The organism is Methylomonas sp. HW2-6 (genome assembly GCF_052474525.1).
Genome location: NZ_CP184124.1, coordinates 3,259,622 through 3,274,110, shown reverse-complemented (window position 1 = coordinate 3,274,110; position 14,489 = coordinate 3,259,622). Strand labels below are relative to the sequence as shown.

Genomic DNA, 14,489 nt, shown 5'->3' with positions numbered 1-14,489 from the left:
TGTCCTTGTCGTAATCGGAGGCATGTCAAGACCGCTATAGAGCGATATTTATTCGCCTCAAACAGTAGGGTAGGCCAATCGGTTGGAAAAGTAAAAATAGGATGGTTGGCGTACAATCCACCTAGGTAAGTAGAGTTTGCCTAGGCGGATTGTCGGAGGAAAATGTGGAAACGAACCGAGTTGGATTGGTTGGTTCGATCAGTAAACGTCTCTGACGTAACGTTTGTCTTTCTTCAGGCCGTTAACGTATTCAACAGCTTCAACCAAGCTCATTTTGCCGTGCTCGCGAATGACGTCGTGCAAGGCTTGATCGACATCCTTTGCCATCCGGTAAGCGTCGCCACAAACGAAAAAATAGCCGCCCTGTTCCAACCAAGCGAACAATTCGGCGCCGTGTTCTTTCATCCGGTCTTGAACATAGATTTTCTCCGCTTGATCACGGGAGAAGGCCAGATCGAGCTTGGTCAACAGGCCACTGGCTTGCATCGCTTCGATTTCGTCGCGGTAAATATAATCGGTCGAGGCGTTGCGGTCGCCGAAGAACAGCCAGTTTTTGCCGCTGGCATTGCGGGCTTGGCGTTCTTGCAGGAAGGCTCTGAATGGTGCGATACCGGTACCGGGGCCGACCATGACCATAGGCAGGCTATCGTCGCTCGGAACCCGGAAGTTATTGTTCGGCGTAAAGAAAATTTTAACGTCGCTGTTGCTGTCGGCCAAGTCGGCCAGATAGGTCGAACAGACGCCTTTGTGATGGCGGCCGTGGGCGTCGTAACGCACGCTGGCCACGGTCAGATGCACGGTGTCCGGAGTCAGTTTGCTGCTGGAAGAGATCGAATAGGCCCGATGTTGAAGCGGTTTTAATAGGCCTAGAAATTCGGCGGCGGAAAATTCGACGGCCGGAAATTGCAATAATAGGTCGAGCGTATCGCGGCCCCACAAATAATCGGATATTTTCTCTTTGTCGCCGGCCTGCAGGATGCCGTTAAGTTCCTGGTCGCCGGAACGCTTCGCGATTTCCTCGACGAATTCTTTGCTTGGAGTTTTGATTTCGAAATGGGTCCGCAGCGCCTCCGATAGTGTCATCAATTCGCCGTTGACCGGCTCGTCTTCGCCGCCGGTACAGCCCAGGGCTTTGACGATATCGGCAACCAATTGCGGGCAATTGCTAGGTATGACGCACATCGCGTCACCGGCTTCGTAACTGAGTCCGGAACCGGCGATGGAGATTTCGTAATGGCGGGTTTCCTTGGACGAGTTTTCGGCTGTCAGCAAGCGGTTGACCATCAATTTGGCCGGGAACGGATTCTTGCGGTTATAAGCCGGTTTGGCTGCGGCGCGATTATCGGTATCCAGCACGGCGACGGTGGCGGCGCCTTCTGCCATCAAGGGGATTACTTCGCTGAGCCACTGCTCGGCGGGGGCCTCGAAATCGACGTCGCAATCGACCCGGTCGAACAAGCGTTGCGCGCCTAATGCCGCCAAGCGCTCGTCCCAATCCTTGCCGGCTTGGCAGAACAAGTCGTAGCTGGTGTCGCCCAACGCCAAGATAGAGTATTTGATGTTTTCCAAACGGGGGGCTGACTCTGCTTTGGCGGTTTCCCAGAGCATTTCGGCGTTATCGGGCATCGCACCTTCGCCATACGTACTGGTTATGATGAGCAGATATTCCATTTTGGCTAACTGGCTGATATCGATTTCGTCCATGCCTTTGACTACCGGTACCAAGCCGTGGCTTTTGGCGCGGTTGGCGGCGTCATGAGCTACACCCTCGGAATTGCCGGTCTGGCTGCCGAACAAAATATGTAAGGTTCTGCTATTGCTCTGGTTGCTGCTATTCGAGTTTTGCACCATATGGCTATGCATGCCGGCAAAAAATCCGCTGAGCCAGGCACGTTGAATATCGGAATAAGGCGCGTTTTCGGGGATAAAAGGTGATTTCATTTCTTTACCAACTTTGGGCCGCACTACGGCGGCCCGTTAAACTATTAATCCAGTTTGGCCGGGTGTTTAATTCATAGCGCGGATGCGCTGTAACCCGACCGGCCAAGGTTATGCGGCTTCAGTTTCCAGCATTTCCTTGACGATGCTCAGGCTTTCCAGGCTGGCCAAATTCTTGTCGATGGTTGGCACGCCCGCCAGCGCTTGGCGGTTGAAGCGGTCCTGCTCGATAATCCAGGCGGTGGAGCCTATTGAATAAATGCTTTGGACGTCGCGCAATTTCAACGTGGTCTTATAGTCGTTCAAGCGCTTTTCCGCCATCAGCGTCGCCAATTGTTGATCGTCGTATTGGCTGTAGGCCTCGCGAATGTTTTTCACCAATGCGTCTTGCAATTTGCGTGGACGCTCCATCAATAGTTTCTCCGCGTATTTATCGATCAAGCTTTGGGTCAAAGGCATATTGGCTTTGATCAGCTGGTCGCGAGCGATTTGCTGGGCCTTGTCAACCACCGCATAGCTGTTGATCAGTTTCAGCGTCAACTCGCTGTCGGTTTCGCCGTAGCCGGGTATGGCGCCGTTGAACAAAGCATTACCGGTTTTGTGCGCTTGCTTGATCTGTTCGATCTGGTTTTGCGCGAATGCCACCGACAGCTCTTCGATCATCGCTTTTCGGTCCAGAGATTTGCTCAAATACTCCGCGGTTTGGGTACGATTCAGCCACAGCGGCAGCGCGAATTTGAAATGTCCGCGTTGTTGTTCCCAATCGGCGAGAATCGCTTTGGCTTTGGTCGAGCCGGTATGCTCGACGTGTTGCTCCAGCATATAACGGATGAACTGTTCGTGGCTGGCTGCGACGTCGCCGCCGTCGGTCAATCGATGGATACTGACCGAGCTGTCGTCGTACAGTTCTTCCAGTCGGTCTTCGGGGTCGTATTGGTAGGCGTTGCCGCCGGACATGCCAGTGCAGAAACCTTTACCGAAACCGCCCAGGTTAAGGACCGCGCCGTTGATCATGTATTCGCAGGCAAAATCGCCGACGCCCTCGACCACCGCCATCGCGCCGGAATTGCGCACCGCGAAGCGGTCGCCGGCCTCGCCTTCGATGAAGGCTTTGCCGCCGGAGGCGCCGAACAGGGCAAAGTTGCCGATCAATACGTTTTCGCCAGGTTTATTCGAGCCGCCGCCGGGTGACTTGATCACGATTACGCCGCCGCAAGCGGTTTTACCGACGCCGTCGTTGCAAGTGCCGGTATGTTCCATGCGCATGCCGTCGTTATTGAATGCCGCATAACTTTGTCCCGCCGAACCGTGGGTGCGAACAATGACGGTATCGTCCGCCAGATAACGGCGGCCGTGTTGATTGGTGTACACGATTTGGCTGGCGGCGATTTGCTCGGCGCTCATTTCATAGTGCAATAAGCGCTCGATATCGATCGCGGTTTGGCCGCCGACGGTTTTGTTGCGGTTGTTGAGTTTGAACTCGCTGCCCTCGATCACGACTTGTTTGTGGCCTTGTTCGAACAAAGCTGTTTTCACTTGCGCGAAGATCAGATCGTCGATGGTAAAGTCTTTTTCCAGGTATATCGGCTTTTCGACTTTGATTTCCTGTACTTCCGCCAACAGTTTTTGCAGATGCAACTGCCCGATCATGCTCGGATGGTTGATTAAATGCAGCAGCTCGGTTTTACCGCGAATCTCTTTTAGGCTGGTGTAACCCAGGTCGGCCAGAATTTCCCGCACTTCGTGGGCCAGATTCATGAAGAACTGCGCCAACACGCGCGGATCACCTTTGAATTCCTCGTGGGCGGTGGTCAGGCCGGCCGGGCAGCGGATGTTGCAGTTTTTTGCCATCACGCAGCGCAGCATCATCAATGCGGTGGTGCCGAATTCGAACGAATCGCCGCCGAGGATGGCCGATTTCACCACGTCGGTGCCGTTCTGGTGCGCGGCACTGCAGCGTAACGTGACCTTATCGCGTAATCCGTTCACGGCCAAGGCTTGGTGGACTTCGGCGATACCGATTTCCGGCGAGCGGCCGGTGTTTTTCAAACTGGTGACCGCCGCGGCGCCGGTGCCGCCGGTGTTCCCGGCGACGTTAATGACGTCCGCGCCGGCTTTAGCGACGCCGACGGCGATCGTGCCGATACCTTCGGAGGAAACCAGTTTGACGACGACCCTAACCCGGGCGGCTTTGGCGTCGTGAATCAATTGGCCCAAGTCTTCGATCGAGTACGTGTCGTGGTGGGGTGGCGGGCTGACCAGTTCGACTTTCGGCGTACCGCCGCGCAAGGCCGCGATTTCCACCGAGACTTTCGGAGCCGGCAATTGGCCGCCTTCGCCCGGTTTAGCGCCTTGGCCGATTTTGATTTCGATTTCTTCCAGATTCGGGTCGGCCAAATAACCGGCCCAAACCCCGAAACGGCCGGACGCGAATTGTTTGATTTTGCTGGAGCGAATCGTGCCGAAGCGGCTGGAGTGTTCGCCGCCTTCGCCGGAGTTGCTCATACCGCCGGCAATGTTGGTACCTTGCGCGACCGCTTCGTGGGCCTCGGCCAACAATGCGCCGTGACTCATGGCCCCGGATGCAAAAGTTGGGGTGATTTCGTGCGCCGGTTGTACCTTCGCTAAGTCCAGCCGCTCGCGGCTGCTGCGGAGATTGCTCAGGTAAAAATACAGTATGCTGTCGGTATCGTTGATCCGTGCATTTAGGCTGTCGGCTTCGATGGCGACCGAGAAATCCTGGTCGGCGAAACGTGATTTGAGATGTTCCGCCAGTTGCTCCAGCCGAGATTTGTTCGAGTTTTCGGTCAATTCGATTTTGAACACGGCGCCGTTGGTGCGCGAAACTTTCAAGCCGCGGACTAGAAAGTTGTTATTACCATGCAGGTTTTGGCTGCCGAGCAGGCGATCGAAATCGGCTTGGGTCTCGGCGTCCGCTATATCGACCGGGAATTCCATCACGTCACGCAATGCGGCTGGCCGGTTGGCACGCTCTTGAGCCAGATTGCGAGTAAAGCTGCGATAGGCCGGTGTAATGCCGAAAGCGTCGATTTGCGCCGGCGTACGTTTTTCGTAGCCGAAATCGCGGTAAGCATTATCGCTGGCTTCGTTAGCCTGTTGCTGCGGGATATACAGAATCGGCTCGTCGGTCATCGCGATATATTCGCGCACCGCAGTATTGCCGAAAGTGTGGCCAGCACCGTCCTGGCGTTCTTTGAACAGGCCCAGGAACGGGATGTCGTTTTCGCTTTGCACCGACAGCGCTTTATGGTGCCATTCGCGGGAACTGGCGGCGATGTCGGCGTAGCGCGCACCGCCGACCGATGAGTTGATGTTCGGGAAATAGGGTTTTAATTTCGGCTCGTCGGTGTCCAGATAGTTGGATTCGAAAAACTCGCCGCCGATGTAACTTTCCACAGTGCAGAGGCCGAATTTGCCCATGGTTTTCATCAGCGATTTTTCGACGCCTTTCTGGAAGTTGTAAAGGGCTTTTTTGCGGCCGGCTTCGTCGGCATATTCGGTCATGACCCGGTTATGCACGCTGAGTGGGCAAATTGCCGAAGCGCCGAAACCCAAAATGGTCGCTACATCGTGCGGACTGGCGGCCTGGCCGGTTTCCATGATGATGGATGAATTGAAGCGCAGGCCCTGTTTGACCAGATGCTGGTTAGCGGCGGCGATCATCAACAAGGCCGGGATCGCTGCGCGGGTTTGGCCGATGTTGGCATCGCTTAGAACAATGATGCCGGTATGGTTGCGCGCGGCTTGCTCGACTTGTTCGCACACAGCCAGGAATGCGTGTTCCAGTGCTTGTTCGTTGCGCGCGGCATCGTCGAAGTCGGGGGTATACAGCATATCCAGGGTCACGGTTTTGACCAAGGTTTGGCGGCGGATTTGTTCCAGTTGCGTACGCTGTAGAATCGGCGATTCGATCATCAACTGTTTGCTGGTCGGCGGTGCGAAGGTCGGTTTGGCACCCAGCGCGACGCGCAGCGTCATGCCGTCGCTTTCCCGCAGCGAATCCAGCGGCGGATTGGTGACCTGAGCGAAGCGCTGGCTGAAATAACGCGACATGCCGCCCTCGGCCGAGCTCAGTGCGTTCGGGGTCAGGCCATAGCCCATCGCCGAGACTTTTTCCAGGCCGGTTTGCAGGATCGGATCCAGCAGGAATTTGAAACTTTCCTGGTTCAGAGAATACGCAGTGTGGCACTGTTCTGTGTTCAGCGAGTGGTCGCTACCGATCTCGGAAAGTTCCACTTTCGGCAGTTGATCCATGTGCACGCAGCGCTGCGCCAACATCGCCTTGTAATCTTTTTCGCTCGCCAGACGCGCCATGACCTGGTGGCTGTCGTAAGACTCGCCGGTGTTGTGGTCGAAATACAGCATGCCGCCGGCCTCAATCCGGCCTCGGCGCAATACTTGTTCGGGAGGGAAGTCGATTTGGCCGGCTTCCGACATTACGGCCAGATAGTCTGCGGTTTCGACCGAACGCAGCGGCCGCAGGCCCAAACGATCCAGGCGGGCGCCGACGCGGGTACCGTCGTTGAATATCAGCGCTGCCGGGCCGTCGTTTTTTTCTTCGTACAAGCTGAAATATTCCAGCATGGCGCGAACTTCGTCGGACAGGGTCGGGTCGTTTTCCCAGGCCGGAGGCATCATCGCCAGGATTGCGGTGACGATGTCGAGTTCGTCTTCGTTGATGCGACGGGTCAGGGTTTGATCGAGACGGCCGGAGTCAGACTGGCCGCACGGAAACACGATGTGCTTGTTATTTTGCCGGGCGATGGCGTTTTCGCTCAAGCGGTTTTTCTTGTCGGTGTTCAACTCGCCGTTATGCGCCATGTAACGGAACGGCTGCGCCATCATCGTCGCCGGCGCGGTGTTGGTGGAGAAACGGGTGTGGAAGAACAGCGTGCTGATTTCGTGGTCGGCGTCGTACAGGTCGACGAAGTAAGGGATGACCTCGAACGAATTCAAGCGGCCTTTATACACCTGAGTGCGCGAACTCATGGATAGCGGGTAGAAGCCCTGCAATTCCGGACGATTGAAGCCGTCGGCTTCGATGGCCAGCAGGGCCTGCTGGATGTGTTTTTCGAATGCCTCGTGGCTGGCGTCTTGCAACGACGCCGGCCGGCCGAAAATCAGCTGCTTGATCGGTAGTTGGGCTTTGACCGCGGCAGCGTTCAATACCGAGGTATCGACCGGCACTTCACGCCATTTCAAAACCGGTAGCTCGAATTCTTTCAGGTGTTCCTCGACCAGTTTTTGCGCTTCGGAGTCGTAATGGGTGTGGTCTTCCGGAAAAAAGAAGTTGGCTACGCCGAATTGGCCCAATATCAAGCTTGGGTTGCCGGTGACTTTACGGAAAAACTTCAAAGACAGGTCGATATTGACCCCGGCGCCGTCGCCGATGCCCTCGGCGCTCATGCCGCCGCGGTGCGGAATGGTACAGAGTGCTTCGTGCGATTTCAGCAGCAGTTCGTGGGTCTGTTTGCTGTCCTTGCGGGTAATGAAGCCGACCCCGCAACTGTCCTGAGACAAGTCGGCGTCGTAAAGCATGTGTACTGAATTGATTTTCTGGGCGTTTTTAATCATAGCTATCCAGATCCTGTCTACTGATTGATGCGTTACCGGTGTTTTCCTTGCCGAAAACGCTGTTTATGGTTTTTCTGCCTGCTGCGTGTTAGAGTCGTCTCAACGAGCGGGGAAAAACGCGCAATAACTTCCGAATTTCAGTCGGCGAAACTTTCCAATCATACCATGTAGGCCTGTCCCTGTCATTTCGCGCATTTAACTTTGCTGAGTGTGGCTCCAGGCTTCTGTTTTAAAACTTTGTGATCAATTATGAAAGAACAAATCGATGTGGTTATTGTGGGCGGCGGTATGGTCGGTGCCGCGTTAGCATGCAGTTTGGGCGGTAGCCGCTTGAAGGTCGCCGTGTTAGAAGCGCAAACCCCGCAGCCGTTCTCTGCCGATCAGCCGCATGATCTAAGGGTTTCCGCCCTTAGTATCGCCTCGAAAAATATCCTGGAAACCGTCGGCGCTTGGGACGGAGTGACGTCGCGGCGCTTTTGTCCGTTTCGCCGGATGCGCGTCTGGGAAAATTCCGGCGATACTCTGTTCGATAGTACCGATATCAGCTATCCCGAATTAGGTTATATCGTCGAAAATCGGGTTACGCAATTAGCATTACTCGATAGATTGCGTGACTTTGATAATGTGGAGCTATTAATGCCGCAAGCGATCAAAGCCATTCATTATGACGGCGCTCAATCTCGTGTGGTTTTGGAGAATGGTCGGGAGCTGCAAGCTAAGTTGTTGGTCGCGGCCGATGGTGGTCACTCCAGAGTAAGGCAGGCAGTTGGCTTGGGCGTTACCAGTTGGGATTATAACCAGCACGCGCTGGTGATTTACATCGAAACGGCCTATCCGCAACAGGATATTACCTGGCAGCGCTTCGTGTCGTCCGGGCCGCAAGCGTTTCTGCCGTTGACCGGGAATTACGGCTCCATCGTTTGGTACCAATCGCCGGATGAGGTCAGACGCTTACAAGCCCTGCCATTTGAGCGGTTGCAGGCGGAGTTGGTCGCAGCGTTTCCGGATTGTCTTGGCGAAGTGAAACAGGTGCTGGGTGTGGCAAGTTTTCCGTTGCGGCGTCAGCATGCGCAAGCCTACGTCAAACAAGGCGTCGCCTTGGTTGGAGACGCGGCGCATATGATCAATCCGCTGGCGGGGCAGGGGGTCAATATCGGGTTGCTGGATGCTGCGGCTTTAGCTGAGGTGGTGGTGGATGCGCACGGCCGAGGCAAAAACTTTGCCGATGTCTCGGTGCTGCGGCGTTACGAGGCGATGCGGCGTAACGAAAACTTGAAAATGATGACCGTGATGGATGTGTTTTACCGCTCGTTCAGCAACGACATTCTGCCGGTCAAGTTTTTGCGCAATCTCGGCCTGGGTTTGGCTCAGCGCATCACGCCGGCGCGCAATAAAGTCATGAAGGCGGCTATGGGCTTGGAAGGACGTTTGCCAAAATTGGCGCGCGGCCAGCGGCTGTCCGCCGGTTAGTCGTGCTCAGTTTTTCAGTTCCAGATACCTGAGCATCGTAGTGCGCAATTGTTGTTTTTTGTTCTCGTCGTCGATCGGACGCGATTGCGGGTCGGTAATGTAGAACATATCCTCAGCGCGACTGCCTATGGTCGTGATCTTAGCGTCGTGCAGCTGGATGTTGAGTTCGGTAAAGGCGCGGCCGATTGTCGATAGTAGGCCGGCGCGGTCGGTTGTCACCAGTTCCACGATTGTGTGTTTGTGCGAAGGATCGTCCAAAAAGGTAATGCTGGTTTCAATTGGGAAATGACGGGCCTGTCGGGATTGTTTGTGGATGTTTTTAGAGGTTTTCACTTTTTTGGCAATCAGTCCTTGGCGTAGTGCATTGCAGATATGGACCTCCCGGTACAGATCGTTGATTGCTTCGCCGGATTGTTCCAGCACCTGAAAGCTGTTCAAAACATACTGGTCGGCCGTGGTGATGATCCGGGCGTCCAGGATGGTCAGGCCTAGTTGGTCAAGGGTTGCCGTGCAGATCGAAAACAATAAGTCTTCGTTGCGGGTATAGACGAATATTTCGGCGCTGCCGCGTTGTGTTTGCGGTCTCAGCAGCACCAGGGGTAGTTCGCTTTCCTGGCAGGCGGCAATCGCGATGGTATGCCAGGCGACCTCGTCGGCAGAGTAGCGTAAAAAATAATCGTCGCTGAGGTGTTGCCAGGAATGTTTAATCGTGGTTTTCGATATACCTAGTTTCAGCAGTTCTTCGCGTGCTTCCTTCTTGTTTTCCTGCACCCGTTCGGAACGGGCTACCGGGTTGTGCAAGCCCCGGTGCAGTGCTTGGTGGGTCGAGATGTAAAGTTCCTTCAGCAGTGCATCTTTCCAGGTGTTCCACAAACTCGGGTTGGTGGCGCGGATGTCGGCCACGGTCAACAGGTATAAGTAATTCAAATATTCGATGCTGCCGACTTGCAGGGCAAAGGTATGGATCACCTCCGGATCGCTGATGTCTTTGCGTTGGGCGGTCATCGACATCAGCAGGTGGTGGCGCACCAGCCAGGTAATGACTTTGGTGTCGTGGTTGGATAGTTCGTGTTGCAGGCAAAAATTACGCGCCAGAGTTTCGCCCAGCGTGGAATGGTCGCCGCCGCGACCTTTGGCGATGTCATGGAACAATGCTGCCAAATATAGGATGTCGGGTTTGGCGATCAGCAAAAAAATATTGTTGCAAAAGGGTAGTTCATTGTTGTGCTTGGCCAGTGAGAAGCGGCGCAGATTGCGGATCACGAACAGCGTGTGCTCGTCGACAGTGTAAATATGGAATAAATCGTATTGCATCCGGGCCACGATATTCGCGAAGTCCGGCAGATAAGCTGCCAGCACGCCGTAGCGGTTCATGCGTTTTAGTTGGCTGGTGATGCCGCGCGGCTGGCGTAGGATGTCCATGAACAGGCGGTTAGCCTGTTTGTTGCTGCGAAAATCTTCGTCGATCAATGGCAAATTTTTGCGGATCAGCCGAATCGTGCTGGCGCGAATGCCTTTAAGTGACGGCGATTGCTGCAGGATCAGGAATATTTCCAGTAAAGCCAGTGGCTGTTTTTGAAAAACGTCTTTATTGCTGACTTCCAGGTAGCCGTCTATCGACGAGAAGTTGGCCGTTATTGGAATCGGGGCCAGGCTTTCCTTGTTGCTGATCAGGCGCTCGTTAAGCAATTGCAACAGCATTTCGTTCAGCCGTTCAATGTCGACCACGGTTTTGAAGTAGAACTGCATGAATTGTTCTACGTCCGGCTGCTCGTTGCGGTCAACGTAGCCGAATTGGCTGGCAAGTTCCCGCTGATAGTCAAATACCAGGCGGTCTTCGCAGCGGTTGGTCAAATTGTGCAAGGCAAACCGCAGTCGCCACAAAATGTCGCGCGCTGTGATCAGGTTGTCGTATTCGGACTTCGGCAGGAAGCCGTATTTGATCAATTCCCTTAGCGACGAGGCATTGTAGTGGCGTTTGAATACCCAGCTGATAACCTGTAAATCGCGCAGCCCGCCTGGACCTTCTTTGATATTCGGTTCCAGGTTGTAAGCCGTATCGTGGTATTTGGCGTACCGTTTTTGTTGCTCCAGCATCTTGGCTGGGAAAAATCGGTCGGAAGGCCATAAGGCATCCGAGCTGACTTTGCCTTTTAGTTTTTCGAAAAGCTCGGTGTTGCCGTCGATCAGGCGCATTTCCAGTAGGCTGGTAAACACGGTTTGATCATCCTGGGCTGCTATGACGCAGTCGTCGACATCGCGCGTGCTTAAACCCGGTTTCAGGCCGATATCCCACAGAAAATTGCAAAAGCCCGATAGCGAATGCTGGTAATCGGCGGCGTCGGCGTCGGCCAGTAAAACGAGAATGTCGATGTCCGAATGAGGGAACAGTTCGCTACGGCCATAGCCGCCGGTTGCAATGAGTGCGTGTATATCCGCTGCCGGGCCGAGAAAATGCAACCAGCAGGCGGTAAGGATATTGTCGATGAACCGAGCTTTCTCCGTAAGCAGGCCGGCCGTCGCCTGGTCCGGGTTGAATCGCAGTTTTAAATGGGAGTTTTCCGCGCTAATAGCGTTTTTAAACGCCGTAATCGGGTTTTCATGCTTGAAACAACCTAAAAAGTCGTTTTCCGTGAACGGAAATGGGCTCACAGTTCTTCCTGTCTTAAGGTAAGTATCTCGTAACCTTGGTCGGTCACTAGAATCGTGTGTTCCCATTGGGCCGATAAACTGCGGTCCTTGGTAACGGCAGTCCAGCCGTCGGGCAGGATTTTCATGTGGCGCTTGCCGAGATTGAGCATGGGTTCTATCGTGAATATCATGCCCGGCTCCATCATCGCGCCTTCGCCGCGCTTGCCGAAATGCATGACGTGCGGGTCTTCGTGAAATTTTTTGCCGATGCCGTGGCCGCAGAATTCGCGCACGACCGAATAGCGGTTGGCTTCGGCGTGTTTTTGAATGGCATGGCCGATATCGCCGAAATACGCGCCGGGTTTGACTTGTTCGATGCCTAAAAACAAACTTTCCCGGGTGATGTCCACCAAGCGTTTGGCATGCGGACTCACCTCGCCGATGCAGAACATTTTGCTGGTATCGCCATGGTAGCCGTCTTTGATCACGGTGATATCGATATTGACGATATCACCGTTTTTTAGTTTTTTATCGCTGGGAATGCCGTGGCAGATCTGGTGATTAATCGAAGTGCATATCGATTTCGGAAAGCCCCTGTAATTCAGCGGTGCCGGAATCGCTTTTTGGACGTCGACGATATATTCGTGGCAGATCCGGTCGAGCTCTTCCGTGGCGACGCCGGCGACGACATGCGGAGCGATCATGTCCAGCACATCTGCCGCCAGTTTGCAGGCAACGCGCATTTTCTCGATTTCGTCGGCGGTTTTGATAATTATGGTCATCGGGTCGGAGAATGGTTTGGATAGCGGGTTCAATCGAGCCGGGTTTGCGCCAAAATCGGACTGACGCCCTGCGAACGATTTGGGGAGTCTATCAGACTTGAAGTTGTTGTGAAATTGTAATCATGGTATAAAGGTAAGTTCACTATGTAATCAATACTCACACTTGTCGACACGGTCGGTGGGGTGCTGGAAACCGTTGGTTTTCGGTCACTGGTCGGGGCGAGTGGAGGCGTAACCCAAAGCCGAATTATTCGGCAATTTTAGGAGAAGTAAATGGCAGCAGTGTCAATGCGTCAAATGCTGGAAGCGGGTGTTCACTTCGGACACCAAACCCGCTACTGGAACCCGAAAATGGCTTCATATCTGTTTGGAGCCCGCAACAAAATTCATATCATCGACTTAGAGCAAACTTTGCCGTTGTTCAATGATGCGATGAACTATCTGGGCCAAATGACCGCGAATAAAGGAACCATCCTGTTCGTCGGTACTAAAAAAGCCGCGCGTAAAGCGGTGGCCGACGAAGCGAAACGTTGTGGCATGCCCTACGTCAACCATCGTTGGTTGGGCGGTATGCTGACTAACTTCAAAACCATCAAGAAGTCTATCAATCGCCTGAAAGAACTGGAAGCGATGAAAGCCGACGGTACCTTGTACCAGCGTTTCAGCAAAAAAGAAGCACTGGGTATGGAGCGCGAGCTGGAAAAGCTTGAGCGTAGCTTGGGCGGTATCAAAGACATGCGCGGTACCCCAGATGTGATTTTCGTGTTGGATGTCGGTTACGAAAAGAATGCGATCATGGAAGCCAAAAAATTGGGCATTCCGGTGGTCGGCGTGGTTGACTCCAACAACTCTCCGGAAAAAATCGATTACGTGATTCCGGGTAATGACGACTCTATCCGTGCGGTTACTCTTTACTGCCAAAGCGCTTCGGCAGCTATTTTGGAAGCCAAAGCCTTGCGGATGGACGCGTCGTCTAAAGCCGACGAGTTTGTCGAAGAAGTGGCCTCGGAGGCTTAAATATTTTTAAAGTGCCCGGCGCTGCTGCCGGGCGCCTGGACTTAGCGTTCAGAACAGAATGTCTTTTAAACGCCTCCTTTGTGAGGCGTTTTTTTAGTTGATAAATTTGAGGAAAAAGAGATGAGTATTAGTGCGGCGATGGTCAAGGAACTGCGCGAACGTACCGGTTCGGGCATGATGGAGTGCAAAAAAGCCTTGGTCGAAGCCAATGGCGACATGGAGCTGGCGATCGAGAACATGCGTAAATCGGGTCTGGCCAAGGCAGACAAAAAATCCGGTCGTATCGCAGCTGAAGGTGTAATCGGAGTTAAAGTATCCGACGACGGCAAAACCGTGGTAATGGTTGACGTGAACTGCGAAACCGATTTCGTAGCCAAAGGCGACGACTTTATCGGTTTCGCCAACGACGTCGTCAACAGCCTGTTGAATAGCAACGTCAATAGCGACGAAGAGTTGCAAACGATGGTATTGAGCACCGGCGTCAGCGTAGACGAAACCCGCCGGGCTTTGATCGCTAAAATCGGTGAAAACATCACTGTACGCCGTTTCGTCAAATACACCACCACCGATGGCGGTCAAGCGGCATACCTGCACGGTAGCAAAATCGGCGTAATCGTCGAGTTGGCTAAAGCCGATGCGGAGCTGGGTAAAGACGTCGCAATGCACATTGCCGCCAGCAAACCTGCTTGCATTTCGGCAGATGAAGTTGCTGCGGAAACCATCGAAAAAGAGAAAGAAATTTTCTTGGCGCAACAAGAAGAGAAAATCAAAGGTAAACCGGCCGACATCGTGGAAAAAATGGTTTCCGGCCGTGTTAACAAATTTTTGGCGGAAATCACGCTGCAAGGCCAGGCTTTCATCAAGGACGACGGCAAAACCGTCGGCCAGCTACTGAAAGAGAAAGGCAATGCGGCGGTACGTTTCGCCCGTTTCGAAGTCGGCGAGGGCATTGAAAAGAAAGAAGAGGACTTCGCGGCCGAAGTGATGGCGCAAGTTAGAGGTTAACCAACCCAATCAATAAACCCGGTCATCCGGGTTTATTTTTCTGGATAATCC

General features: G+C 53.8%; 7 protein-coding genes. 3 read left to right on the top strand and 4 right to left on the bottom strand.

Annotation, left to right across the window (positions count from 1 at the left end):
• Positions 1-198: 198 nt before the first annotated feature.
• The gene (locus tag ACH518_RS15795; protein WP_445370788.1) at positions 199-1,941 is read right to left on the bottom strand and encodes a sulfite reductase subunit alpha; all 1,743 of its coding nucleotides are present in this window, start codon (positions 1,939-1,941) and stop codon (positions 199-201) included.
• A gap of 108 nt (positions 1,942-2,049) precedes the next feature.
• Positions 2,050-7,533, bottom strand: a complete 5,484-nt coding sequence (locus ACH518_RS15790) for a glutamate synthase-related protein (RefSeq protein ID WP_445370787.1) — start codon at positions 7,531-7,533, stop codon at positions 2,050-2,052.
• Positions 7,534-7,782: 249 nt separating this feature from the next.
• Here ACH518_RS15790 and ACH518_RS15785 point away from each other — a divergent pair, with 249 nt between their 5' ends.
• Positions 7,783-9,003, top strand: coding sequence for an FAD-dependent monooxygenase (locus ACH518_RS15785; protein ID WP_140914000.1), 1,221 nt, complete (start codon positions 7,783-7,785; stop codon positions 9,001-9,003).
• 6 nt (positions 9,004-9,009) lie between these two features.
• Here the strand turns inward: ACH518_RS15785 and glnD are convergent, their stop codons facing one another.
• Positions 9,010-11,655: a [protein-PII] uridylyltransferase gene (glnD, locus tag ACH518_RS15780; protein ID WP_445370786.1), complete on the bottom strand. Its 2,646-nt coding sequence runs from the start codon at positions 11,653-11,655 to the stop codon at positions 9,010-9,012.
• A complete protein-coding gene (gene map / locus ACH518_RS15775; RefSeq protein WP_260839403.1) occupies positions 11,652-12,449 on the bottom strand; it encodes a type I methionyl aminopeptidase in 798 nt (265 codons plus the stop codon). The genes glnD and map overlap by 4 nt, the downstream gene beginning before the upstream one ends.
• Before the next feature lie 240 nt (positions 12,450-12,689).
• Between map and rpsB the strand changes: the two genes are divergently transcribed.
• Positions 12,690-13,433, top strand: a complete 744-nt coding sequence (gene rpsB / locus ACH518_RS15770) for a 30S ribosomal protein S2 (protein WP_445370785.1) — start codon at positions 12,690-12,692, stop codon at positions 13,431-13,433.
• 120 nt (positions 13,434-13,553) lie between these two features.
• Complete coding sequence (tsf, locus tag ACH518_RS15765) at positions 13,554-14,438, top strand: translation elongation factor Ts (protein WP_445370784.1); 885 nt, start codon at positions 13,554-13,556, stop codon at positions 14,436-14,438.
• Positions 14,439-14,489 lie beyond the last annotated feature (51 nt).

Coding starts and splice junctions, on each gene's coding strand:
- ACH518_RS15795 (WP_445370788.1), bottom strand. CDS start 1,941: ATGAAATCACCTTTTATCCCCGAAAACGCGCCTTATTCCGATATTCAA.
- ACH518_RS15790 (WP_445370787.1), bottom strand. CDS start 7,533: ATGATTAAAAACGCCCAGAAAATCAATTCAGTACACATGCTTTACGAC.
- ACH518_RS15785 (WP_140914000.1), top strand. CDS start 7,783: ATGAAAGAACAAATCGATGTGGTTATTGTGGGCGGCGGTATGGTCGGT.
- rpsB (WP_445370785.1), top strand. CDS start 12,690: ATGGCAGCAGTGTCAATGCGTCAAATGCTGGAAGCGGGTGTTCACTTC.
- tsf (WP_445370784.1), top strand. CDS start 13,554: ATGAGTATTAGTGCGGCGATGGTCAAGGAACTGCGCGAACGTACCGGT.